Origin of the sequence: Bradyrhizobium sp. 2S1 (genome assembly GCF_011516625.5) — a bacterium.
In the GTDB taxonomy this organism is placed as follows: Bacteria; Pseudomonadota; Alphaproteobacteria; order Rhizobiales; family Xanthobacteraceae; genus Bradyrhizobium; species Bradyrhizobium septentrionale.
The window spans coordinates 9,003,952-9,027,011 of record NZ_CP147717.1; the positions used below are offsets into that span (position 1 = coordinate 9,003,952).

At 64.7% G+C, this 23,060-nt stretch carries 22 protein-coding genes and 1 pseudogene; 7 read left to right on the forward strand and 16 right to left on the reverse strand.

What is annotated here, in order from left to right; translation table 11 throughout:
* Position 1 precedes the first annotated feature (1 nt).
* Entirely contained in the window at positions 2-331 is a 330-nt protein-coding gene (gene nirD, locus HAP54_RS43060; protein ID WP_175619308.1) for a nitrite reductase small subunit NirD, read from the reverse strand.
* Positions 328-2,787: a nitrite reductase large subunit NirB gene (nirB, locus tag HAP54_RS43065; RefSeq protein WP_166297417.1), complete on the reverse strand. Its 2,460-nt coding sequence runs from the start codon at positions 2,785-2,787 to the stop codon at positions 328-330. Before nirB ends, nirD begins: the two co-directional genes overlap by 4 nt.
* Positions 2,788-3,425: 638 nt before the next feature.
* Between nirB and HAP54_RS43070 the strand changes: the two genes are divergently transcribed.
* A complete protein-coding gene (locus HAP54_RS43070; RefSeq protein ID WP_166297419.1) occupies positions 3,426-4,685 on the forward strand; it encodes an MFS transporter in 1,260 nt (419 codons plus the stop codon).
* Between the two features lie 32 nt (positions 4,686-4,717).
* A complete protein-coding gene (locus tag HAP54_RS43075; RefSeq protein ID WP_166297421.1) occupies positions 4,718-6,421 on the forward strand; it encodes a bifunctional protein-serine/threonine kinase/phosphatase in 1,704 nt (567 codons plus the stop codon).
* 20 nt (positions 6,422-6,441) lie between these two features.
* On the opposite strand, the gene HAP54_RS43080 is transcribed toward HAP54_RS43075, so the two are convergent.
* Positions 6,442-8,226 carry an acyl-CoA dehydrogenase family protein gene (locus HAP54_RS43080; RefSeq protein ID WP_166297423.1) on the reverse strand — a complete coding sequence of 595 codons (1,785 nt, stop codon included), beginning with the start codon at positions 8,224-8,226 and terminating at the stop codon, positions 6,442-6,444.
* Positions 8,227-8,526: 300 nt separating this feature from the next.
* On the opposite strand from HAP54_RS43080, the gene HAP54_RS43085 reads away from it, so the two are divergent.
* A complete protein-coding gene (locus HAP54_RS43085) occupies positions 8,527-9,465 on the forward strand; it encodes an IclR family transcriptional regulator (protein WP_166297424.1) in 939 nt (312 codons plus the stop codon).
* A 46-nt stretch (positions 9,466-9,511) separates the two neighbouring features.
* Here the strand turns inward: HAP54_RS43085 and HAP54_RS43090 are convergent, their stop codons facing one another.
* From HAP54_RS43090 to HAP54_RS43105, 4 genes are all read right to left on the reverse strand, one after another.
* Positions 9,512-10,141: a hypothetical protein gene (locus tag HAP54_RS43090; protein ID WP_166297425.1), complete on the reverse strand. Its 630-nt coding sequence runs from the start codon at positions 10,139-10,141 to the stop codon at positions 9,512-9,514.
* Positions 10,138-10,680, reverse strand: a complete 543-nt coding sequence (locus HAP54_RS43095; RefSeq protein ID WP_166297426.1) for a c-type cytochrome — start codon at positions 10,678-10,680, stop codon at positions 10,138-10,140. The genes HAP54_RS43090 and HAP54_RS43095 overlap by 4 nt, the downstream gene beginning before the upstream one ends.
* A gap of 68 nt (positions 10,681-10,748) precedes the next feature.
* On the reverse strand, positions 10,749-12,521 hold the full coding sequence (locus HAP54_RS43100; RefSeq protein WP_224741540.1) for a PQQ-dependent dehydrogenase, methanol/ethanol family: 1,773 nt from the start codon (positions 12,519-12,521) through the stop codon (positions 10,749-10,751).
* A gap of 120 nt (positions 12,522-12,641) precedes the next feature.
* Positions 12,642-13,022 (reverse strand): copper chaperone PCu(A)C, encoded by a 381-nt coding sequence (locus tag HAP54_RS43105; protein ID WP_175619615.1) that lies wholly within the window; start codon positions 13,020-13,022, stop codon positions 12,642-12,644.
* A 10-nt stretch (positions 13,023-13,032) separates the two neighbouring features.
* Between HAP54_RS43105 and HAP54_RS43110 the strand changes: the two genes are divergently transcribed.
* A complete protein-coding gene (locus tag HAP54_RS43110; protein WP_166297430.1) occupies positions 13,033-14,250 on the forward strand; it encodes a phosphotransferase in 1,218 nt (405 codons plus the stop codon).
* A 16-nt stretch (positions 14,251-14,266) separates the two neighbouring features.
* Here HAP54_RS43110 and HAP54_RS43115 read toward each other — a convergent pair whose 3' ends face one another.
* Positions 14,267-14,974 (reverse strand): NUDIX hydrolase, encoded by a 708-nt coding sequence (locus HAP54_RS43115; protein ID WP_166297432.1) that lies wholly within the window; start codon positions 14,972-14,974, stop codon positions 14,267-14,269.
* Between the two features lie 132 nt (positions 14,975-15,106).
* On the opposite strand from HAP54_RS43115, the gene HAP54_RS43120 reads away from it, so the two are divergent.
* Positions 15,107-16,153, forward strand: coding sequence for an SPFH domain-containing protein (locus HAP54_RS43120; protein ID WP_166297434.1), 1,047 nt, complete (start codon positions 15,107-15,109; stop codon positions 16,151-16,153).
* Positions 16,137-17,071, forward strand: a pseudogene (locus HAP54_RS43125) (sugar kinase). Before HAP54_RS43120 ends, HAP54_RS43125 begins: the two are co-directional and overlap by 17 nt.
* Before the next feature lie 25 nt (positions 17,072-17,096).
* On the opposite strand, the gene HAP54_RS43130 reads toward HAP54_RS43125, so the two are convergent.
* The 8 genes from HAP54_RS43130 to HAP54_RS43165 all read right to left on the reverse strand — a co-directional run bounded on the left by HAP54_RS43130 (position 17,097) and on the right by HAP54_RS43165 (position 21,363).
* Positions 17,097-17,279, reverse strand: coding sequence for a hypothetical protein (locus tag HAP54_RS43130; protein WP_035976650.1), 183 nt, complete (start codon positions 17,277-17,279; stop codon positions 17,097-17,099).
* An 84-nt stretch (positions 17,280-17,363) separates the two neighbouring features.
* Positions 17,364-17,819, reverse strand: a complete 456-nt coding sequence (locus HAP54_RS43135) for a cupin domain-containing protein (protein ID WP_166297436.1) — start codon at positions 17,817-17,819, stop codon at positions 17,364-17,366.
* A 102-nt stretch (positions 17,820-17,921) separates the two neighbouring features.
* Positions 17,922-18,437 (reverse strand): GNAT family N-acetyltransferase, encoded by a 516-nt coding sequence (locus tag HAP54_RS43140; protein ID WP_166297438.1) that lies wholly within the window; start codon positions 18,435-18,437, stop codon positions 17,922-17,924.
* Between the two features lie 229 nt (positions 18,438-18,666).
* Complete coding sequence (locus HAP54_RS43145) at positions 18,667-18,855, reverse strand: hypothetical protein (RefSeq protein ID WP_166297440.1); 189 nt, start codon at positions 18,853-18,855, stop codon at positions 18,667-18,669.
* A 117-nt stretch (positions 18,856-18,972) separates the two neighbouring features.
* Positions 18,973-19,227, reverse strand: a complete 255-nt coding sequence (locus tag HAP54_RS43150; RefSeq protein WP_166297442.1) for a PilZ domain-containing protein — start codon at positions 19,225-19,227, stop codon at positions 18,973-18,975.
* Between the two features lie 119 nt (positions 19,228-19,346).
* Positions 19,347-19,763 carry a hypothetical protein gene (locus HAP54_RS43155; protein WP_166297444.1) on the reverse strand — a complete coding sequence of 139 codons (417 nt, stop codon included), beginning with the start codon at positions 19,761-19,763 and terminating at the stop codon, positions 19,347-19,349.
* Positions 19,764-20,440: 677 nt separating this feature from the next.
* Positions 20,441-20,773, reverse strand: a complete 333-nt coding sequence (locus HAP54_RS43160) for a LysR substrate-binding domain-containing protein (RefSeq protein WP_283843141.1) — start codon at positions 20,771-20,773, stop codon at positions 20,441-20,443.
* Entirely contained in the window at positions 20,773-21,363 is a 591-nt protein-coding gene (locus HAP54_RS43165; protein WP_283843140.1) for a LysR family transcriptional regulator, read from the reverse strand. The genes HAP54_RS43160 and HAP54_RS43165 overlap by 1 nt, the downstream gene beginning before the upstream one ends.
* Positions 21,364-21,654: 291 nt before the next feature.
* On the opposite strand from HAP54_RS43165, the gene HAP54_RS43170 reads away from it, so the two are divergent.
* On the forward strand, positions 21,655-23,037 hold the full coding sequence (locus HAP54_RS43170; protein WP_166298319.1) for an IS110 family transposase: 1,383 nt from the start codon (positions 21,655-21,657) through the stop codon (positions 23,035-23,037).
* Positions 23,038-23,060 lie beyond the last annotated feature (23 nt).

Below are 23,060 nucleotides of genomic sequence, written 5' to 3' on the forward strand. Positions count from 1 at the left end.
CTCAGCCCACCGCTGCCGCCTGCCGCACCGACAGCCAGACAACGCCGTTCTCGACCTTGGCCGGATGTGTATGCGTGCAACCCTCGTCGGGCGCGACCGCCTGCCCGCTCGCCAGCTCGATGACGAAGTTGTGCAGCGGACAGGTCACCCGTTTGTTGTGCACGATGCCCTGCGACAGCGGCCCACCCTTGTGCGGGCAGCGGTCGTCGAGCGCGAACACCTCGTCGCTCTCGGTGCGGAACACCGCGATGTTGCCATGGGGCGTGCGGACCACCCGCGAACCGAGACGCGGAATGTCGGTCAGCGCGCCGATTTCAATCCAGCTGATCATGCGAGCTCCAATTCGGCAATCGGGGCGAACTCGTTGCGGTCGACGCCCTGGCTGGCGCGTTCCGCCCAAGGATCGCTCTGCGAGAACTGCTGCGAATAGGCAAAGCGGGCAAACAGCGCCTTGCGGTTGGTGACGTCGTCGACCACCCGCTTCCTGATCTGCTCGAGACTGACGCGGTCGCACCATTTGTACATCCGCTCGAGATACCAGCCCTCCTCGCGGTACAGCTGCGTCAGCGCCACGATCACTTCGAGCGCCTCGTCCTCGGTCTCGACCTTGGTCAGGAACTCGGTGCCCTTGATGTGCAGTCCGGCGGCACCGGCGAAATGGATCTCGTAGCCGGAATCGACGCAGACCACGCCGACGTCCTTGCAGGTCGCCTCCGCGCAATTGCGCGGACAGCCGGAGACGCCGAGCTTGACCTTGGCCGGCGTCCAGGAGCCCCACATGAACTTCTCGAGCTTGACGCCGAGACCGGTGGAATCCTGGGTGCCGAAGCGGCACCATTCGGAGCCGACGCAGGTCTTCACCGTGCGCAGCCCCTTGGCGTAGGCGTGGCCCGACACCATGCCGGCGTCGTTGAGATCGGCCCACACCGCCGGCAGGTCTTCCTTCTTGACGCCGAGCAGGTCGATGCGCTGGCCGCCGGTGACCTTCACCGTCGGGATGTTGAACTTCTCGGCGACGTCGGCGATGGCGCGCAGCTCGCTCGGCGTGGTGACGCCGCCCCACATCCGCGGCACCACCGAATAGGTGCCGTCCTTCTGGATGTTGGCGTGGACGCGCTCGTTGATGAAGCGCGACTGCTGGTCGTCGCGATATTCGCCGGGCCAGGTCGCGAGCAGATAATAGTTCAGCGCCGGGCGGCAGGAATGGCAGCCATTCTGCGTCTTCCACTCCATGAAGCGCATGACCGCCGGAATGGTCTTGAGCTGCTGCTCGACGATGACGCGGCGAACGTCGTCATGGCTGTGATCGGTGCATTTGCACAGCGGCTTGACCTTCGGCGCCGCCGAATAGTCGCCGCCAAGCGTGAAGGCGAGCACCTGCTCGACCAGACCGGTGCAGGAGCCGCAGGACGACGACGCCTTGGTATGGGCGCGGACGTCGTCGAGCGTGAACAGCTTCTTCTCGCTGATCGCCTTGACGATCGCGCCCTTGCAGACGCCATTGCAGCCGCAGATCTCGGTCTCGTCGCTCATCGCGGCGACCGAGCTCTGGCCGCTGACGCCGCCATCGCCCAGATTGGCGGCGCCGAACACCAGGCGCTCGCGCATATGCGAGACGTCGGTGCCATCGCGCAGATGCTGGAAGTACCAGGGCCCATCGATGGTGTCGCCATAGAGCACGGCGCCGACGATCTTCTTGTCCTTCAGGATGATGCGCTTGTAGACGCCGCGATTGGCGTCCTGCAGCACGATCTCCTCCTTGTCCGGGCCCGGCGCGAAGTCGCCGGCGGAGAACAGGTCGATGCCGGTGACCTTCAGCTTGGTCGAGGTGACCGAGCCGTCATAGGTGGCAAAGCCCTTCATCGCGAGGTGGTTGGCGCAGACCTTGGCCTGGTCGAACAGCGGCGCGACCAGACCATAGGTCTGGCGGCGGTGCTGCACGCATTCGCCGACCGCGTAGATGCGGCCGTCATAGGTCTGCATGGTGTCGGAGACCACGATGCCGCGCTCGCAATAGAGCCCGGCCTTCTTCGCGAGTTCGAAGTTCGGACGGATGCCGACCGCCATCACGACCAGATCGGCCGGCAGCTCGGTGCCGTCGCCGAAGCGCACGCCGCTGACGCGGTCCTCACCCAGGATCGCCTGGGTCTGCGCCGGCATCTTGAACACCATGCCGCGCTCTTCCAGCGACTTGCGCAACAGACCGCCGGCCACCGGATCGAGCTGGCGCTCCATCAGCGTGTCGAGCAGATGCACGACCGTGACGTTCATGCCGCGCTTCATCAGCCCGTTGGCGGCTTCGAGGCCCAGCAGGCCGCCGCCGATCACGATGGCGTTGCGATAGTCGGTCGAGGCCTTGATCATGCGATCGACGTCGTAGATGTCGCGGAAGCCGATCACGCCCGGGAGCTCCTTGCCGGGCAGCGGCAGCATGATCGGATTCGATCCGGTCGCGATCAGCAGGCGGTCGTAGGGCACGCGCGCGCCGGCCTCGGTGACGACCTCGCAGGTGCGGCGGTCGATCATGGTGACCGTCTCGCCCTTGCGCAGCGTGATGTTGTTGTCGTCGTACCAGTCGACGGTGTTGAGCATGATGTCGTCGACGGTCTTCTCGCCGGCGAGCACCGGCGAGAGCAGGATGCGGTTGTAATTGCCGTAGGGCTCGGAGCCGAACACGGTGATGTCGTAGAGATCGGGCGCGCGTTCGAGCAGCGCCTCCACCGTGCGGATGCCGGCCATGCCGTTGCCGATCACCACGAGCTTTTGCTTGGTCACTTTGTCGAGCATGGTCTGCCTTTCAATTCCGACGATGCTGCTCGGCGACGCGGCGTGCGTCGTTGATGGACACCGATAAAGGTTTGGAGTTGTAGGAAGCCCAGCCGCGGGCGCAGACCGTCTTCGATGACGACCGATGTTCCGTTACCGACTGATATTCAAGACGCGTGCCAACCTCTCGTCAGGGAATTTTGAAGCAAAATCAATGATTTACCGACAAACCCCGAATCACCAGCCGGCGCTTGAGGTGGATTTTTCGGCCACATTTTTAGCCACGCCGATGATCTCTTGTGCAGCACAGCATCGCGCGCACCGCGCGTTATCATGCGCGCGGCATTGACACGCCCTTGCAAGCAAGCACGCGCGCCGCTCAAAAAAGCACCAGCCTGCGCGTTTGCGCGGCGGCATGTGCTGTCAGCGGCAGCACGCGGAGCCTTCACACGCGATCGCCGACACAGCGGCAACGCCTTGCGATCGCTGACGAAGCGTCCGCATGCGATTCGATGGCACGGTTATTGCTGAACATTCGTCAATCAGGTGCGCCTCAACGACGAGCGCGCTCACCTTTTCATCCATATCATGACTGTTTGCGCCGGAACTGACCGCGAGAATGCGGCTGCTCCGGCCGCATCATTGCGAGGTCGTTGCCAATGAAGTTCGCTGAATTCAAGAAGGCAGGTCACTGGCCGACGCTGCTCGCCGCATTCCTCTACTTCGATATCAGTTTCATGGCGTGGGTCGCGCTCGGCCCGCTGATCGTCTACATCGCGCACGACATGAATCTGGCGGTGAACGAGAAGTTCACCCTGGTCGCCATTCCCGTGCTCGCCGGCGCATTGTTGCGCGTGCCGATGGGCATTCTCGCCGACGTCATCGGCGCCAAGCGCACCGGCATCATCGCCCAGCTCGTCGTGATCGCCGCAACCGTGTCGGTCTGGCAGTTCGGACTGCACAGCAAGTTCGCGATCGAGCTGTTCGGCCTGGCGCTCGGCGTCGGCGGCGCCTCGTTCGCCGTGGCGCTGCCGCAGGCGAGCCGCTGGTATCCGCCGCAATATCAGGGCGTCGTGATGGGGATTGCGGGCGCCGGCAATATGGGCGTCGTGCTCGACACGCTGCTCGCGCCCACGATCGCCGAGCATTGGGGCTGGCAGGCCGTGTTCGGCTGCCTGCTGCTTCCGATGCTGATGGTGCTGGCCTATTACATCATGGCGGCCAAGGACGCGCCGGGTGAGCGCAAGCCGATCTCGCTGAAGGCCTATGGCGCGCTGCTGAAGGATTCCGACAGCCGCTGGTTCATGTTCTTCTACTTCATCACCTTCGGCGGCTTCGTCGGCCTCGCCAACGCGTTGCCACTGTATTTCACCGTGCAGTATCATGTCTCCGGCGTTGCCGCCGGCATGCTGGTGGCGCTGATCGTCGCGTTCGGCTCGGGCTTTCGTCCGGTCGGCGGCATGATCGCCGACCGCATCGGCGGCATCCGCTCGCTGTCGATCCTGTTCGGGGTCGTGGTCGCGGCCTATCTCGTGATCGCGTTCATGCCGGAGGGGCCGACCGCGCCGACGCAAGCCGGCTGGTCGCTGACCGAGCTGCCGCGCATCGCCTGGACCTCGGTGCTGCTGTTCTCGATCGGCGTGCTGGCGCTCGGCATGGGCAACGGCGCGGTGTTCCAGCTGATCCCGCTGCGCTTCCGGCACGAGATCGGCCTGATGACCGGGCTCGTCGGCTTCGCCGGCGGCGTCGGCGGCTTCTTCCTGGCGCAAACGCTCGGCACCGCCAAGGGCATGACCGGCAGCTTCGGCGCAGGCTTCCTGTTCTTCGGCCTGCTGGCGTTGCTTGGCTTCATCGGACTTGCCATGGTCAAGGTCCGCTGGCGCACCACCTGGGGCGCGGCGTCGGGAGCGCGCGTCTGACCGCCCGCCCCGCAAGGTGACGGGGCACCGACGTGGCGAACGGCTCGCAACGGGAATTGGGAGTGCGGCTCGGCTTCGCCAGCGAGATCGGCAAGCGCGCCGCCAATGAGGATTATGTCGCGGCGTGCTTCGGCACGCCGGGCACGCTGCACCGCGACGTCGTCGCGGCCGTCGCCGACGGTGTCGGCGGCCACAAGGGCGGACGCGAGGCCGCGGAGGTTGCCGTCCGCAGCTTCATCGACGCCTATTATTGCCTGCCCGAGACGCTCGGCGTCCGCCGCCGCGCCGCACGGGCGCTCGAAGCCACCAACAGCTGGATCTACGGCCAGGGGCGGGTCGATGCCGCGCGCAGCGGCATGGCGTGTGCGTTCTCCTCCGTCATCCTGTCGCGGCGGCAGTGCCATGTGATCCATATCGGCGACACCCGCGTCTACCGCCTGAGCGATGGACGCCTGGAACGGCTGACGCAGGATCACATCGCCGGCCGCGGCGATCTCGCGCATCTGCTCAACCGCGCCATCGGGTTCGAGGAATTCGCCCGCTTCGACTACACCTCGGTCGGGCTGCGGCAACATGACCGCCTTCTGATCTGCAGCGACGGGGTGCACGGCGCGCTCGGCGATTCCCGCCTGCTGCATTTGCTGGAGGAGCGCACGCCGCCGGAGGAATCGGCAGGCGCCATCGTCGAGGCCGCACTCGCGGCCGGCAGCAGCGACAACACCACTGCGCTGGTGCTCGACGTCGTCGACCTGCCGCCGGCGGATCGTGACGAGCTTACCCACTCGATCGCAACGCTGCCGATCGGCGATCTGCCGGAAAGCGGCGACATCGTCGACGATTTCGCGCTCGGCGACGTGCTGTCCGACGGACGCTACAGCCGCCTGTTCAGGGCGGTCGACAAGCGCGTCGGCCGCGAGGTCGTGCTGAAATTTCCGCATCCGCGGGTCGCCAGCGAGGGCTCCTATCGCCTCGCCTTCGTCCGCGAGGCGTGGGTCGCCGCGCGCGTGCGCAGCCTGTGGATCGGCGAGATCATCGAGGTGCCCGTGGAACGGCGGACCAGGCTTTATTCGGCGATGCCGCTCTATGACGGCGAGACGCTGGAGCAGCGGCTCAATCGCGCGCCGCGGCTGTCGCTGACCGAAGGGATCGGGCTTGCCACCAAGCTGGTGCGCGCGGTGACGGCGCTGCATCGCGCCGGCATCATCCATCGCGACATCAAGCCGGACAATGTGATCCTGCTCAAGGACGGCGGGCTGCGGCTGGTCGACCTCGGGGTCGCACGGGTGCCGCTGCTGGAGGATTTTCCGGCCGAGGACATTCCGGGCACCGCGAGCTACATGGCGCCTGAACTGTTCGGCGGCAGGGCAGGCGATGAGGCGTCCGACCTGTTCGCGCTCGGCGTCACCGTCTACCGGATGTTCACCGCGAATTATCCGTTCGGCGAGATCGAGCCGTTCTCGCGGCCGCGCTTCGGCAAGCCGGCGCCGCTGTCGCGCTACCGCCCCGATTTGCCGGCCTGGCTCGATGCGGTGATCGGCAAGGCGCTCAGCGTCGAGCCGGCACAACGCTTCGGCGACGCCATCGAGTTCGCGCACGAACTGGAGAACGGAGCGACCTGGGCCGGCCCCGCCGTCACGACCCGGAAATCGCTGCACGATCGCGATCCCGTGACATTCTGGAAAGTGCTGTGCGCGATCCTGGCCCTGATCGTCGTGGTGCTGCTGGCGCGGCACTAATCCGCGCCAGGACCGGGCGATCAAGCAACCAGCAACGCTGCCGCCCGTGCGAGCGTAACCGCTTCGTCGCCGAGCACCAGCGCGATGGCGTCGCGTTCCCACGCATCGTCGGCCGGCGCCAACGGGTCCTTCGCGGTCAGGCGATGCTCGAGCACGAAGCGCGACAGCAACAGCCGCCCTGCATCGACCTCCGCCTGGCAGCCTTCCCAGGCCAGAACGATCGCTGACGCGGCATGGTAGAGCGCGCTGGCCGCAAGCCGCGCCGAATGCTCCGCCGCGCGATCGGCCGCCACCTGCTCGGCAAAGCCGATTGCGCGGTCGAGCGCTGTGCGGAGGCGGTTGCGGAACGGCTCCGGCAAAGCCTTCGCCTCGTCGAGCCGCGCATGCAGGGCCGCGGCCAGCGCCCGCTGCGCGCCGCTCTTGCCGACGGCGCGCGTGATGATGTCGAGCGCGTTGATGTTGCTGGTGCCTTCCCAGAGCACGCCGACATGGGCGTCGCGCACCAGCCGCGGCTGCACCCATTCCTCGATGTAGCCGTTGCCGCCGCGCACCTCCATCGCGCCGGTTGAGACCGGAATGTTGTCGCGGCAGGCGCGGTACTTCAAGAGCGGCGTCAGGATGCGCAGCAGGTCCCTCGCCTGCGCCGAACCGGCATTGGCATCGTCCATCGCGCGCGCGGCCACCAGCATCATCGACAGCGCCTGCTCGGTCGGCACGATCAGCTTCATCAGCTGCCGGCGCAGCAGCGGGAAATCAATCGCGCGCCGGCCGAACGCCACCCGCGAGGAGGCGCTGACTTTGGCCTCGTTGACGCAACGCCGCATCATGGCCGCAGCGCGCACGCCGTGCGACAGGCGCGAGAGGTTGACCTGCTCCATCATCTGCTTGAGGCCCTGCGTCGGATCGCCGACGAGATAAGCGACCGCGTTGTCGAGCCGGATCTCGCCTGACGCCATCGATTTGGTGCCGAGCTTGTCCTTGAGGCGCACGATCCGGTAGCTGTTGCGCCGTCCGTCCTTCAGGCGGCGCGGCAGCGCGAACAGCGCCAGACCCCTGGTGCCACCGGGCGCGCCTTCCGGCCGCGCCAGCATCAGCGCGACGTCGGCATCGGCGTGGGAGCAGAACCATTTGTCGCCGGTCAGGCGCCAGACATCGCCATCGCGGCGCGCAACGGTCTCGACCGCACCGACGTCGGAGCCGCCGGCGCGCTCGGTCATGAACTGCGTGCCCTTCCACAGCGTCGCCATGTCGTCGGACAGCATCATCGGCAGCAGATAGGCCTTGAGCTCGTCGGAGCCGAACTTGCGGATCAGATGCGTCGAGGTATCGGTGACGCTGATCGGGCACATCAACCCGAACTCGGATTGCACGAACAGATACTGGAACACATACTTGGCCACGGCCGGCAGCGGCCGATCCATGCCGAGCACGCCGGCGCGATGGCTCATGGCGTGAAACTGGAAATCACCGAAGGCGATCGCCTCCATCTCGCGATACGCCGGATGATAGTCGATCCAGTCCTCGTCGCGGCCGTAAGCGTCCCGCGGATTGAGCACCGGGCCGTGTTTGTCGGCGATCCGCGCCAGCCGGTCGAGCCTGCCTCCCGCCAGCTCGCCAAGGCGGTGGAAATGCGGCTCCAGTTTGTCGCGATCCTCGCGCGACAGATACAGATTGAGCAGGCCGCGCAGACCGCGATCGAGATCGTAGAAATTGAGGCCGGCGCAATCATGCGAGATGTAGCGGGCGGGATCGGCCGGATTTGCGGCATCGTCGGGGCTGCGAAGGTCGCGCGCGCTCATCTGCATCGGGGCTCTCCTTGTTCGGGATGACGTCGCACCAGCCTTTCCGGTGTGCGGGATGTCATCCCCGGTCTGTCTGCAACATCGAGAACCATGGTGCCGATGTCCACCACCGGCCCCCCGCGCGAGAATAATTTCAGATACGTGGAGGAAATGCCGTCCGCTCGTGGATCGCATGCCAGGTCGATGCTGCACCGCGCACTATTGACCTCAGCCGGATTCGCTGCACATTCGACAGCAGAAGGCGACAACAAGGATGTTGCGGCGCACCAAGTTGGCGCTGCGCAAGGACACGAGCGGCAGCAGATGAAGGGAGCGCGCTCCGACACCCAGCCCCCGTCGCGGCGGGGCCGCAGGCGCATCGTCGCCGAGCGGGTGCGCGCGCAACTCGACGATCCCGCGGCGACGGTGATCGAGGCCAACCGGCATGACGAATTGTTTCGCGCCGCCGACGGCAGCGCGGATCCGTCCGTCGTCAAGTCGGCGCACCGCGTGCTCCGCATCTTCGAATATTTTGCCGGGATCGAGCGGCCGGCGACGATGACCGAGATCGCGCGGCGGCTGAACTACCCGCCGTCGAGCACGTCGGCGCTGCTGAAGAGCCTGGTCGAGCTCGGCTATGTCGACCATGACCGGCAGGCACGCACCTACCGGCCGACGGTCCGCATCGCCCTGCTCGGCGGCTGGCTGAAGAGCGAAAAGCTGCCGGGCGTCACGCTCGATGCCATCACGCGCGAGCTGCACGAGGCGACGCGGCTGACGACCTTCGTGGTGGCGCGCAACCAGCTCTACAGCCAGTACATCCGCGTGCTGCAGGGTACGACGCCGGTGCGCTATTATCTCGAGCCCGGTGCGCGGCGGCTATTGACCCATTCGACCCCGGGCCGGGTGTTTCTCAGCCTGATGAACGACGAGGATGCGCGGCGGATCGTGCAGCGGATCAACGCCGAGGAAGCGCCGTCATCTCCGGTCCGCTTTCCGGATATCCAGCATGCGCTGGCGACGATCCGGCGCCAGGGCTTTGCTTATACCCGCGACATGGGCACGCCCGGCCTCAGCGCAATCGCGATGCGGTTGACCGATACCGACCGGACGCCCCCGCTGGTCATCACGGTCGCCGGCCCCAGCGCGATCGTCTCCGCGGACGCCAGGGCGATCATCGGCAAGATGCGCGAGCTGGTCGAGCGGCAGTCGCCTGGCCTGCTGCCGCAGATCGACGTCGACGCGCCACCGATCGAGACCTGATCTTCGTCATGCCCGGCACAAGCCCGGCCATGACAACGAGAACCTTCTACGACCCCGCGCGGCGGATCGTGATCCGGGTCTCGTCGGTCATATCCTTCAGCTCCTTGTTCGGCTCGCGATAGAGGTGACGCTCGATCACGACCGTCCGGCCTTCCGTCGCCTTGCTGCACGTCTCGTCGACGAAGACGCCACCGACCTCCTGCTTGCCACCGGCCGGCTGCGCGTTCGAGCAGGTCCAGCCGTCTTCGCCATAGCGCGACCTCGCCTGCAGGCCGAGCAGGAAGGCCTTCTTGCGCAGATAGAGCCGCGCCTTCGGATCGGTCTCGATCGTCAGCGCCGCGATCTTGGCGTCCTGATCGATCATGACGGTCAGGATCGCCGGATGGCCGGCGACCATGGTGCCTTCCCGCGCGGTCTCGCGATCATACTCGAAGCGGATGCCGCGCAGCTGGTCCGGCCCGGCCGGGCAATTCGGCCACTGCGCCCATTCAGCCAATCTGTGCGTGGTCTTCTCCCCGGCGCACGTCAGGTTGATGTATCCGGCGTCGGGAACGCTGCTGATCGCCATTCCGACATTGATGTCGCGCAGGTCGCCCGCGGTCGCCATCGCCGGCACGGCTGCGGTGACGGTGGCGGCGAAGACGAGGCCACGGATTGCCGATCGTTGCTTGCTCATGGCTTTGCCTTCTCGCTCTGGTCGGACGGCGCGGCGGCGTGGCCGGCGTCCTTGTAGACGTTGCAGACGCGCGAGCCATCGCCGAAGAAGGTGATGCATTCGTCATAGCTCGGCTCGCCCTTGCCCTTGACGTGCGCGAGCACGTAGTCGGCGACGGCCTCGATCTCGTTCGGCCGCAGGAACACATTCGCCTCGGGCGGCATGCGGTCCGCGACATCCTGCCGGGTCATCTCGTAGCATTTCGTGGTGTCGTAGGAGCCGCGCACGAAGAACGGCATGCCGGTGCCTGGCCGCCCGCACGTCACGGTCTCGATGATCTGCTCGCGCGTCAGCTCGGTCTTGCGCAGCGACAGCGCGTCGCCGCCGTAGCCGCCGCCGCCATTGCCGTGCCATTTGTGGCAGCCGATGCAATTGCCGCGCTTGAACACCGCCTTGCCGGCATCGGTCGGATCGCTCGCCGACTGCGCATGCGCCGTACCGATAAATCCCATCACCAGCGCGCAGCCGAGCCACGCGCCAACCAACCATCCTTGCTTCATTTGTTTTGTTTCTCTGGATCAAAAGTGACGCGGGAGGCCTCTCACCGAAGCCTCCCGCGCGTGCGACTTCAAAGGGCGAACACGTAGAGCATCGAGCCCGGCTGCATCCGCTTCAGCTCGGGCGTGGCATCGATAAACCACTTGTCCCAGGCACCGCCGAGGCCGACCAGGATCGCGACATACTGCTTGCCGTCCACCGAGAACGTCATCGGGGGCGCGTTGACGCCACCGCCGGTGTTGAACTCCCAGAGCTTCTGCAGCGACTTTGCGTCATAGGCGATCACCTCGCCGGACGGCTGTCCGGAGAACACCAGGTCGGGCGTCGCCAGAATGCCGCCGAGGTTCGGGAATTCCGTCTCCGCCTTCCCCGCCATCTTGCCAGTGGTGACGTCGATCGCGGTCACGCTGCCCGTGATCTTGAACGGCTGGCTCGGCCCGCCGCCGGTGAAGAACTCGCGCGCCTTCACCTTGTCCGGCGTCATCTCCTCGACCTTGATCCGGTTGCAGCTCTCGATCACCGGGATGTACCAGAGCTTCAGGTTCGGATTGTACGCGGTCGGCGGCCAGTTCTTGCCGCCCATGTTGCCGGGGCAGATGTCCGTTTCCTTGTTGGTGCGGCTCGGCGTGACCGACGCGTTATACTTCTGCACGCCCTGCTTCGGATCATACTCCACCGGCTTGCCGGACTCCGGATCGAGACCCTTGGTCCAGGTCACCTTCTTGACGAAGGGCAGACCCCAGACGAACTTGCCGCTGTTGCGGTCGATCGCATAGGCAAAGCCGTTGCGGTCGGCCTCGAGCGCGAGCTTCAGCGTCGTGTTGTTCGGACCGGGGACGTCGACCAGCACGTTCTCCGCCACGCTGTCATAGTCGTAGGGATCGTTCGGCGTGTGCTGGTAGTGCCACTTGATCTTGCCGGTGTCGGCATCGAGACCAAGCGAAGAGTCGGTGTAGAGGTTGTCGCCGGGCCGGTATTCATTATCCCAGTCCGGTCCGGGATTGCCGACGCCCCAGACGATGGTGTTGGTCGAGGGGTCGAAGCTGCCGGTGACCCAGGTCGATCCGCCGCCGCTCGCCTTGGCGTTCTTGTCGTCCTTCCAGGTCTCGTGACCCGGCTCGTCCTTGCCCGGGATAGTGTGGGTGCGCCAGACTTCCTTCTGGCTCTTCAGATCGGTCGCGGCAATCCAGCCGCGAATGCCGTATTCGGCGCCGGCCACGCCCGTGATCGCCATTCCCTTGACGATCAGAGGCGCACCGGTGATGACCTCACCCTTGTCGGGATCGGCGACCTGACGCTGCCAGGCAACCTGCCCGGTCTCCTTGTTGGTCGCGATCAGGCGGCCATCGAGCGTGTGCGAGACGACGAGGTTATCCCACAGCGCGACGCCGCGATTGTCGACGCCGCAGCAGGCGACCGCGCCGGCCCAGTCGTGGTCGGTCTTGGGATCCATCTTCCAGACCAGCACGCCTTTGCCGCCGTGGGCATCGATCTTGTAGACCGAACCCCAGCCGTCGGTGACGTACATGAATCCGTTCTCGACGATCGGAGTTCCCTCCAGGCCGCCATGCGACCAGATTCCGCCGCCCTCGACGCCGCCGAGATGCATGGTCCAGGCGACCTTCAGGTTCTTGACGTTGTCCTTGTTGATATCCGCCAGCGACGAGAAGCGGGTCGCCGAGTAGTTCTTGTGGTGGTGCAGCCAGTTGCCGGCTTCCTTGTCGGCATTGAGCAGACGCTCCTGGTTGACATCGTCGGCGAGCGCGAAAGAGCCCGCGAGGGTCGCAGCGGATGCTACTGCCGCCGCGAGCATGTGCGATTTAACCCAATTCAACCTTGTCATAGATTCATTTCCTCCGGATCTAGCATTCTTCATTGATCGAACCGCCCGTCACATACGGGCGATCGCGCGAGAAGCCTTGAGTCCCGACAGGTGACAGTCTCACCCGCCGCCTTCCCGTGGTCACTTCTGGACCAGCACCTCCGTCTCGATTGTGCCTGCCTTCTGAAAGACGATCGCGCATTTGAACGTCTCGCCGGGCGTGAGCACCTGGCGCAGCTGCAGCAGCATGACGTGATAGCCGTCGCGCTTCAGCTCGAGCGTCCCCTTGGCCGGGACTGGTATATTGGATATCGAGCGCATCGCCGGCGCGCCTTCGCCGCGATCGACGATGTGACGCTCGGAAAAATTCGCGACCGGGCAGCGGACACGGAGCAGCGCATCGGCGCTGTCGGCCTCGTTCCTGATCGTCATCGTCAAGGGAAGGTCCCCACCTTCTTTGTCGGCCGCCGGTACGCGCGCGTCCACAATCTGCAAGGATTCGCTAGCGGCGGCGCGATGCATCACTCCGAACGTGCTGATCAGGCAGAATAATGGCAACGCGATCCATGATCTGCACTTAACGGTCCTGCACGCAACGGCGCAATGCAACCCCCGCTCGAACGACATCAAGTTTTCTCCCAACATGATTTTTACGGCACTGTTTCATGCTTCGTCGCGCGCTGCCAGCAATAGATCGAGAACGCTGCATCAATGCGATTTCGGCACGCATAGCCGTCATGCTAGTTCTTTGTGCATGAGTGATCTCGATACACTTCCGCCTGTGCAGCGCGAAGCGGCGCATGCCGCACTGCGTGAAGTGATCGGCACGGCAACGATCGACGCCGTTACATCTGTCTCGGGCGGCGCCACATCCGCGCAATTGTTCCGGATCGATGCGGGCGGCTGGAATTATTTGCTACGGATCGAAGGGGTACCGAGCCCGCTGCGCAATCCGTATCAATATGTTTCGCTCAGGATTGCCGCCGAGGCCGGCATCGCGCCGCGACTCTATTATGCCAACGAGACGTCGCGAGTCGCGGTGATGGATTTCGTGCAGCGGCAGCCGCTCGGCCGCTATCCCGGCGGCCTGCCGGTGCTGGCGAAGGCGCTCGGCGAATTGCTGGCGCGGCTACAGGCGACGCCGACCTTTCCGTCCTTCGTGCGCTATCCCGACATCGTGGCCCGGCTCTGGGCCCATGTTGGCCGCACCGGCCTGTTCGCACCCGGCGTGCTCGACCTGTGTAACGAACATCTCGAACGCATCCGCGTGGCCTATGTGTGGGATGACACGAACTCGGTCTCGAGCCACAACGACCCGCTTCCCGCCAACATCCTGTTCGATGGCGTGAGGCTTTGGATGATCGACTGGGAGTCCGCCTACCGGACCGATCCACTGGTCGATCTCGCTGTTGTCGGCGACAGCCTCGCGAGGACGCCGGAGCTGCAAGACATTCTGCATCGTGCCTGGCGCGGCCATCCGCTGAACGACGCGCTGCGCGCCCGGCTCGCGCACGTCCGCGCCCTCACCCGTCTCTATTACGCCGGCGTGCTGCTCAGCGCATCCGCCACCGCGCCGCGCACCGCACCCGACACGAGCCTTGCGGCGCCGACGCTGGCCGAGCTCGCAGAGGCCAGCCGTGCCGGCCGGATCAAGGCCGGCACCCCCGCGGCCAAACATGTGCTCGGCAAGATGTTCCTCACCTCGTTCCTGACTGACGTTGCGACGCCCGGCTTCGATCTTTCGGTTTGACGCCCGGTCACGTATCTCAATCCGGCGGATTGAAGGTCCGCGCGAAGAACACCGGGGCCTTGGACCTCTTCAACCGGTAGAGCTGCGCCGGCCGGTTCGGCCCCTTGCGCATCTTCGCAACCGGCTCGATCAGGTCGGCGGCGAGCATGCGGGTGCGGAACGCGCTCTTCTCCAGCGGGCGATCAAGCACGATCTCAAAGGTCCGCTGCAATTCCGGCAGCGTGAATTCCGGCGGCATCAGGTAGACCGGCAGCGAGGTGTACTCGACCTTGCTGCGCAGCCGCTGGGTCGCGGCCTGCAGGATCTCAGCATGGTCGAAGGCAAGCTTCGGCCTCACCTTCTCGCCCTCGACCGCGAACCACTGCGCATCCGCGGCCAGCGCGCCGCCCGCGGCGTGCTCGCCCAGCAATGCGAAATAGGCGTGCGTCGCAGACCAGCCGCGCGGATCCCGCGTGGCACTGCCCCAGCTGCCGAGCTGCTCCAGATACGGACTGACGACGCCGGTCTTGTCCTTCAGCTTGCGCGCCGCGCAGGCTTCGAGGTCGCGATCGCCGGCGATATCGACGAAGCCGCCCGGCAACGCCCAAGACCCTGGGAACGGCTCGGTTTCCGCTCTTGGGCGTTGAACCAAGAGGACCTGAAGCGCGTCTGACCGGATGGCGAAGATGACGACGTCGACCGTCGTCAGCGGCCTCGGAAAGTCGAGATCCGGCTTCTCGGGCATGCTCTCCCGCTCCCCTGGTGGCGATGACCTTTGGCGTGAACCTTTTCGCGCCCCGGCTTGACAATAACATACTTAGTTGTACAGTCCAACTAACTTAGTTGTTCAGACCAACTTACTATGGGAGTGCACGCCATGTTCGGTCTCCGCTTCATCAAGGCCCAGCCGACCACCTACCTCATGAAATTCCGCCGCGGCGCGGTGACCCAGCAAGGCGCCGGCCTGTCCGGCTTCTATTATGGGCCGGTCACCTCGCTGGTCGCGGTCCCGATCGGCAGCCGCGACGCGGCCTTCATCTTCCAGCAGATCGCCCGCGACTTTCAGGCGTTGACCATTCAGGGCCATGTCACTTACCGGATCAGCGAGCCGCAGAAGGCAGCTGCGATGCTCAACTTCACCCTCAAGGCCGACGGCAAGACCTACGAGTCCGACGACCCGGAGAAGCTGCCGCAGCGGATCCTCGCCACCGTCGAGGTGCTGGCGCAGCAGGCGGTCAAAGAGCTGACCTTGAAGGAGGCCCTGCAGGCCGCCGACCGCATCGCCGGCCTGATCGAGACAGGATTGCGCGGCCGCGCCGATATCGCTTCGCTTGGCCTGGAAATCCTCGGCGTCTCGATCCGCGGCGTGAAGCCGACGCCGGATACCGCCAAGGCGCTGGAGGCCGAGGCGCGCGAAGCGATCCTCAAGAGCGCGGACGAGGCGATCTTCGCGCGGCGCAATTTTGCCGTGGAACAGGAACGCGCCATCCGCGAGAGCGAGCTCGACACCGAGATCGCGGTCGAGCAGAAGAAGCGCTCGATCCGGGAGACCCAGATGGACGCCGAGGCGAGCGTCGCCGCCAAGCAGGCCGAGCTGCGCGAGGCCGGCATGGTCGCCGACATCACGCTGGAGAGCAAGCGCAAGGATTTTGTCGGCCTCAACGCCGAGAACACCCGCACGCTGGCGGATGCCGAGGCCTACCGCGTGGGGGCGCTGATGAAGATCTTCGAGGGCGTCGACACCCGCGTGATCCAGGCGCTGGCCTCAGCCGGCATGCAGCCGGGACAGCTGATCGCGCAGGCCATCAGCGGCATCGCCGAAAAGGCCGAGAAGATCGGCCAGCTCAACGTCTCGCCCGATCTGCTGAACGCGCTGCTGGAGAAGCCCGCCGCTGTGGAGGTTGCCCGTGCCCGCCGACAATGACCGCAAGATCGTCCTCGTCACCCGCAAGACGCGGCTCGAGGAACTGATCACAAAATACCTGACGGCGGCGCAGGCCCGCTTCTATGTCGAGCATCTCGGTGCCGACTTCTCCGACTACCAGCGCGAGCACGATATCTACCAGGCCGAGCGCCACGTCACCGTGCAGGCGCTGGAGCAATGGGGACGCTACCAGATCATCGACCGGAGTTTTCTGCCGAACTTCATCTTCGGCCCCGCCGACATCGTGGTGGCGCTCGGCCAGGACGGCGTGGTCGCCAACACGATGAAATATCTCGACGGCCATCCCCTGATCGGGCTCAACCCCGATGCGAAACGCTACGACGGCATCCTGCTGCCCTTCGTGCCGCGCGATCTCCCTGCCCTGCTGCGCGAGGTCGCATCCGACAGACGCAGCCACAAGGCGGTGACCATGGCCAGGGCCGAGCTCACCAACGGCCAGGTGCTCTACGCCGTCAACGACCTCTTCATCGGCGCGCGCACTCATACGTCAGCCGTCTACTCGATCGCGCTCGCCGGGCAGAAGGAGCGGCAGTCGTCGAGCGCCTGATCGTCGCGACCGGCCTCGGCTCGACCGCCTGGTTCAAGAGCATCGTCACCGGCTCGCTCGCGATCGCAGGCAGCTTCGGCAATGGCGGCAGCGCCCCGCCCTATCTGCCGCAGCCCTGGGACGCGGGCGTACTACGCTTTGCGGTGCGCGAGCCGTTTCCAAGCCGCACCTCGCAGGTCACGCTGGTCTGCGGCAGCCTCGACCGCGCCGAGCGCCTCAGCCTGCGCTCGCTGATGCCCGAGAACGGCGTCATCTTCAGCGACGGCATCGAAGCCGACCGGCTCGATTTCAATTCGGGGACGGAAGCGCAGATCACGATCGCCGAGCGCGAAGGACGGCTGGTGGTGTAAGGCCGCCGGCGCTGGCGCGGCTGGTTCACTGCGGCACCGGGTGCAATTTCGCGAGCTGATCGATCGACAGTGTGGCCTCGCGCTCCGTCAGCGGAAAGCGCACAATGATGTCCTGGCGGCCAAGCTGCCCCCACAGCCCGTCCGACGACCATTTCTGCGGCTCAGGCCCGCGTGGGCCATCAAGCCAAACGAAATACCATTCCGTCATCGCAATGTATCCAGACGCGATCCCTGGAAATTTGGGCCTTTGGCGATCAATCCGCAATGCCCAACCGCTGCCGCGTCCGTTCGGCTATTCGTAGGGCCTGCCGTCCTTGTGCAGGAAGCGGCCGTCGGAGCTCGGGCTCATCATGTCGACGTCGGAGCAGGTGATGATGTCGGCGCGCGAGCGCGAGCCGACCTCAAGATAGGTCGCCGTCATCTGCGACCGGTTGATCAGATGGTGTCCGTTGCCGGAGTTTTTCGGAAACGCAGCGCAATCGCCGGCGCGCAGCACGGTCTCGCCGCCGTCCTCCACCAGCACCACCTCGCCCGCAAGCACATAGACGAACTCGTCCTCGTCCGAATGCCAATGGCGCTGGCTCGACCAATTGCCCGGCGGCAACCGCATCAGATTGACGCCGAAGTCGGCGAGCCCGCCGGCGTCGCCGAGACGCTGCCGCACGCGCTCGGCGCATGGCGCGGCAAACTCGGCCGGATAACCCGTCCCCTTGCGTTCCGGCACTTTTGTCAGGTCGATCTTCGGCATGGCTGTTTCCCGGGCGATGGCGGCAAGCGAATGCGGACCTTATGCGTGGACGTGCATCGATCGCAACGGCCCGCAGCAACCGGGGCGCTGCATCGCGCGCAGTCAGCCGCGCGCGACGAGATCCTTCGCCATCAGGATGTCGTCATAATAGCGACCGTCGATCTTCAGCGCGCGCTGCTCCAGCCCGTACTCGACAAAGCCCGCGCTGCGGTAGAGCCGATGGGCCAGCTCGTTGTCCTTCACCACCGCGATCAGCACCAGCTCGACCGTTTCAGCGGCAAGATCGAGCGCGGCATCGATCAGAACGCGGCCGACGCCGGCGCGCCGTGCCGCCGGCCGCACATACATGCCGACCAGTTCGCCCTTGTGCCGCTGCTTCGGCCCGACGCCAGCGACGAAGCCGAGGATGCCGGCGAGTTCGCCGCCGCGAAACGCCCCGAGTATCACCGCGCCGCGTTCCAGTCTCTCGGCGAACCAATCAACGGGATGGACGCTCTCCGTCTCATACGCGCTGCCGAACGCCTCGGGGCTCAAGCGCAGCGCCTCGAGGCGGATGTCGCGATAGAGGGCAGCGTCCGCGGGCAAGAGCCGGCGAATCTCGATGGGCGGCGCGTTCATTTCGAGTCCCTGCGATCGGGTGGATGTCTCACACCAGCGAATAGCAGGTTCCCGTCATTGCAGCGATATCGGCGCGAGCGATCCTGCCGCCGGGCGGCGGCCGCGTCACATCAACTCGCAATGTTGAAGTTGGCTGCCGTGACCGTGTCTGCCGTCGCACCGTTCTACGCCAAGGATAAGGCGAGCGGCGTTCTCGGCTCCTACTGTTCGCTAAGCCCTTGTCCGGAATTCACGTTGGCCAGATCGATGGCCAGAGCGCGGGCAGGTCAGCCCGATCTCGATCAGCCTTCTCTGGCTGAGCGACGCGTCGTTCGTAGTGAGCGGCCAGCTGCAACAGGCGCTTCCTGATGAACGGGTCAGCTTGCTCAGCAAGCGCCCGCACGGTCCGCGCCCTCTCTCTGCAAAAATCGTCGTCCATGGTGTCCCGCTGAAATAACAGCGGGATAGTGTCAGCTAAGCGTGTGACGGCATGTGAAATAGCTCACATTGCCTTGGCATTTTCCCTCAATTCGAGGTTATCAAACACCCGCCCCTGTCATCCAGCAACGAATGCGACGCCGAGCCATGCGCCTTTTCGCCAAACGACGTTGCACGAGTAAGTCTTGCTTGGCGGAACAATAAGCGTGAATTGGTCAGGAAGGGGTGACGGCGGATCATCCGCCTTCAGCGCCGCACCGTTCTCTGTGATGTCGCCGACGACACAGCACAATGACATGTCGCCAAACCTGATTAACGCATTATCCAGCGATGGATTACGCACAGACTTTCGCCTGTCGGGAAAAGCAATCATTTCCGAGCCCATCAATAACTAATGCAAATTAGATCGATGCTGCGCGTGAAAGATTGCGTTTCTACTAACGATCGGGGTACCGCGCGCGCCGCGACCGGCGCGAAGCCGGCGCCGCTGCGTCACGCTGTGCGCCGGTTGGATTGGCTTTTGGCGCGGCGCCGCCGCGGCTTCTGACGACGGTTTCTGGGTAGATCAAGTGATCTTGCCGCATCCGTTGCCGGCGGCGCAGCGGGCTCGCCGGGCGGCAGATCGGCGGTCGATCGAGGCGGCTCTCTCCGAACGGCGACAGCCGTATCGAGCGTGGAGAGGAATTGCCGACCTTCTTCTGTGATCGACCAGCCTTCAATATCACGGAGCACGAACCTGGCCGAGAAGATATTCAGGTCCGGCGCATGCGCGAGCAGCCGCTTCATGCGATCGGTCCAGTCCTTGCCGCTGTTCATCAGGATTTCGACGGCATGCCGTACTTCGGCAACGGAGGCCCGCCCGGTGGGCTGGCCGGCCAGCACTTTCAAGACGGTCAGCTGGAAGGACACTTCCCCGTCTCCAATCACTGGGGGTGCAGTTTCCGGCAAAAGGGATCAGCCACAAGTGCGCGACGTCAATAACATGGTGCGGTTAACCTCAACTAAATGGGGCTAACCCGAGCGCGGAGGTTCCAGATTTAACCTCGCCGCGCGACATCAAGCTTAACGCGCGAGTTCGTTTGCCTTGATGCTCAGAAGCCCTCAGACATCAGCGTACCGGATATTGCCCTCCATCCGGGTCCACCATGGCGAAGCCGTCGCGCCAGGATATTCGGCGTGGCGGCTTCGTACACACGAACCGATCGAATTGACTGAAGAAGCCGTATGACGAAGCCTGACTGGATGTCGCTTTGGCACGTGTGGACTGTGATTGTCCCACGGCGAACCATTACGAGCGAGTTGGCTTGGGGGCGAGTCTGGCGACGGTTTGACGGACGATCGTGGATATACAAGCGGTTCGCCGAACTTGAAATCGAAGTGGACCGCTGATCCAAAGCGCCCGCAGGACTGCCACGCCCGCGGCTGCTAGGCGATTCGTAATGAGCGGGCAGCCCCTTGGAACGGAGGCGCCGTGGGGGGCACGGTGCCAACCGCGCTCAGACGTTAGCACGAACGCCATTGCAGCTCTTGTTAGTTGGGTCACAGTCGCGGCGACGGCCCTTCACGTGCTCCCAGGACCGCCATCCTCAGTCGAACTGGATCGGCTCCGATCCCGGATACGCATGCGCGACAAACTCGCAGAAGGCACGTGCCGCCGGAGAAAGCCGCGCCTTGCTTTTCCAGGCAAGGCCGACGTCCATGGTGTGCACGTCATCGTCCAGCACCTTGACGTCGATACGGTGTCCCTCGAGGGACCAGGGCCGATAAACCATGTCGGACAGGATCGTGATGCCCATTCCGGTCGCCACCATGCTTCGAACCGCTTCCACAGACAACGTTCGGAAGGTCACATTGGGGACATGCGGGGTACGCTGCCAGTAACGCATCGCGGAACGTTCAGCCTCGTCGACCGTCAGCATCAGATACGGCTCGCCGGCAAGATCGGCCAGCGTGAGACCTTGTCCTTGCGCAACAGCGGGTGATTGGCGCAGGTCCAGAGCCGGCGCGGAGACCGCAGCAAGAGGCGTGAATGGATGCTGCGCCGATCATGCAAATTGGAGACAAGCATGATCGCGGCATCGACGCTGCCCTTCACCAGGCTCTGCTCGATGGCATCGCGCTGAAACTCATGAAGCCGCACGGTGATGCCCGGAAAGGACCGCCAGAAGCGCGACAGCAGCGGCGGCAGGAAGTACCCGGCCACCGTGTAGCTGACTGCGACGTCGACGGTGCCGTCGACCTGGGTGCCCCAGCGGTGCGGCCCCCGCATCGCATCCGACACGCTGGCTTCGATCGCGCGGGCGCGCTGCAGGAATTGCTGACCATCGACGGTGAGCGTGACGCCGTTGGAATGCCGGTCAAACAGCTTGTGGCCGAGGTCGGCTTCAAGCGCCTTGATCGATGCCGTGACGGCCGATTGCGTCACGTTGAGCGCAGCCGCAGCCGCCGAAACCCTCCCGGATTCCGCGGTGGCAATGAAGTGGCGGACCTGACGGAAAGTCAGGGTCATCAATTTTTCCGATATCAGTGACTACTTTTTCGAATTTTACAATCGCCCCGCGCGTCTAAAAAACTATGCGCGGCGATGCGCTCCCCCTGTGGGATAGAAACGGACCGGCGCTAGATTGCCGACCGGGAGGGAGCGGCCGATACGATTTTGGTGGCACGTGACCCCGTTAAAAAACCTGGTCCATGGGTTGTCGCGCACTTGAGAGTGGTGACGCCATCCGGCGATCCCGTTTAGGAATCTGACGTATAGCGCAGCCCAGCCCTTCCGCCGCCGTCAGCAGGAGGATTAGAGATGAACCCCAAAAGATCGAAGTCGAGGAACGGAGGTAAGATGCAGATGGTGCACCCGGACGCGGCTGCCATCGACGTCGGAGCGACTATGCACATGGCTGCCGTGAGGGCAGATCGCGCACCGGAGCCAGTCCGCAGCTTCGGTACCTTCACGGCTGATCTGCATCGGCTAGTCGACTGGTTTACTGAATGCGGCGTCGAGACTGTCGTCATGGAATCGACCAGCGTCTACTGGATTCCGATCTTCGAGCTTCTCGATGCCCGGGGATTTAACGTGTTTCTTGTCAACGCGCGCGATGCCAAGCACGTGCCGGGGCGCAAGACCGATGTCAGCGATGCGCAATGGCTGCAGCGGCTCCATTCATTCGGGTTGCTGCGGGCCAGCTTTCGGCCCAAAGGGCAGATTGCCGAGCTGCGAGCCTACGTGCGTCAGCGCGAGCGTCTGCTGGAGTACGCGGCCTCACACATCCAGCATATGCAGAAGGCCTTGACGGAGATGAATCTTCAGCTGCACCACGTCGTCACCGACATCACCGGCGTGACCGGCCTGCGTATCATACGGGCGATCCTTGCCGGCGAGCGCGATCCTGAGGCGCTGGCGTGCTTGCGCCATTATAGTTGCCGCTCCAGCGCCGAGACGATCGCGAAGGCGCTCACCGGAAGCTACCGCGCCGAGCATCTGTTTGCGCTCGAGCAGGCACTTGCGCTTTACGACGCCTACCACGAGAAGGCATCTGCCTGCGACGCCCGAATTGAAGCCGTGTTGAAGGAACTGAGCTTCCATCGGGGGCATGGCCACGGATCAGCGCCGCGGGTCTCGCGGCGTCGGAATCGAACCGATCAGGCGAACGCTCCAGCTTTCGATGTCCGCGAGGCGCTGTTCGCGTTGCTCGGAAAGGACCTCACCGCGATCGACGGCCTCGGTCCTTACCTCTCGCTGAAGCTGATCGCTGAATGCGGCGACGACCTCTCCTCGTGGCCAAGTGCAAAGCATTTTACCTCCTGGCTGGGACTGGCGCCGAGCAACAAGGTCTCCGGCGGCAAAATGCTCTCGTCCCGAACGCGCCGATCCGGCGGCCGAGCGGCGGCACTTCTGCGCCTTGCTGCCGTGACCGTGGGTCGTACAGACACTGCGCTCGGCGCCTTTTATAGACGGCTCTCAGCGCGCATCGGCAAGGCCAAGGCCGTGACCGCCACGGCCCGGAAGATCGCAGTTCTGTTCTACAATGCTGTGCGATACGGAATGGACTATGTCGATCCCGGGGCCTCGTCCTACGAGACGCGTTACCGGACGCGAGTGGTCAACAATTTGCATCGGCGTGCCAAGGCATTCGGCTTTGTTCTCCATCCCTTGGAGCCGAAAGTAGATGCTGCCGTTTCTTAGGAATCAATCGTTGCTTCGCGTAG

Bases quoted from the DNA above. Each gene is read 5' to 3' on its own strand.
- HAP54_RS43090 (WP_166297425.1), bottom strand. From the start codon at position 10,141: ATGAGCAAGCAACGATCGGCAATCCGTGGCCTCGTCTTCGCCGCCACC.
- nirD (WP_175619308.1), bottom strand. From the start codon at position 331: ATGATCAGCTGGATTGAAATCGGCGCGCTGACCGACATTCCGCGTCTC.
- HAP54_RS43120 (WP_166297434.1), top strand. From the start codon at position 15,107: ATGTTCGGTCTCCGCTTCATCAAGGCCCAGCCGACCACCTACCTCATG.
- HAP54_RS43115 (WP_166297432.1), bottom strand. From the start codon at position 14,974: ATGCCCGAGAAGCCGGATCTCGACTTTCCGAGGCCGCTGACGACGGTC.
- HAP54_RS43135 (WP_166297436.1), bottom strand. From the start codon at position 17,819: ATGCCGAAGATCGACCTGACAAAAGTGCCGGAACGCAAGGGGACGGGT.
- HAP54_RS43145 (WP_166297440.1), bottom strand. From the start codon at position 18,855: ATGGACGACGATTTTTGCAGAGAGAGGGCGCGGACCGTGCGGGCGCTT.
- HAP54_RS43140 (WP_166297438.1), bottom strand. From the start codon at position 18,437: ATGAACGCGCCGCCCATCGAGATTCGCCGGCTCTTGCCCGCGGACGCT.
- HAP54_RS43160 (WP_283843141.1), bottom strand. From the start codon at position 20,773: ATGCTGACGGTCGACGAGGCTGAACGTTCCGCGATGCGTTACTGGCAG.
- HAP54_RS43130 (WP_035976650.1), bottom strand. From the start codon at position 17,279: ATGACGGAATGGTATTTCGTTTGGCTTGATGGCCCACGCGGGCCTGAG.
- HAP54_RS43095 (WP_166297426.1), bottom strand. From the start codon at position 10,680: ATGAAGCAAGGATGGTTGGTTGGCGCGTGGCTCGGCTGCGCGCTGGTG.
- HAP54_RS43100 (WP_224741540.1), bottom strand. From the start codon at position 12,521: ATGACAAGGTTGAATTGGGTTAAATCGCACATGCTCGCGGCGGCAGTA.
- HAP54_RS43085 (WP_166297424.1), top strand. From the start codon at position 8,527: ATGAAGGGAGCGCGCTCCGACACCCAGCCCCCGTCGCGGCGGGGCCGC.
- nirB (WP_166297417.1), bottom strand. From the start codon at position 2,787: ATGCTCGACAAAGTGACCAAGCAAAAGCTCGTGGTGATCGGCAACGGC.
- HAP54_RS43170 (WP_166298319.1), top strand. From the start codon at position 21,655: ATGAACCCCAAAAGATCGAAGTCGAGGAACGGAGGTAAGATGCAGATG.
- HAP54_RS43105 (WP_175619615.1), bottom strand. From the start codon at position 13,022: ATGCATCGCGCCGCCGCTAGCGAATCCTTGCAGATTGTGGACGCGCGC.
- HAP54_RS43150 (WP_166297442.1), bottom strand. From the start codon at position 19,227: ATGATTGCTTTTCCCGACAGGCGAAAGTCTGTGCGTAATCCATCGCTG.
- HAP54_RS43080 (WP_166297423.1), bottom strand. From the start codon at position 8,226: ATGCAGATGAGCGCGCGCGACCTTCGCAGCCCCGACGATGCCGCAAAT.
- HAP54_RS43070 (WP_166297419.1), top strand. From the start codon at position 3,426: ATGAAGTTCGCTGAATTCAAGAAGGCAGGTCACTGGCCGACGCTGCTC.
- HAP54_RS43165 (WP_283843140.1), bottom strand. From the start codon at position 21,363: ATGACCCTGACTTTCCGTCAGGTCCGCCACTTCATTGCCACCGCGGAA.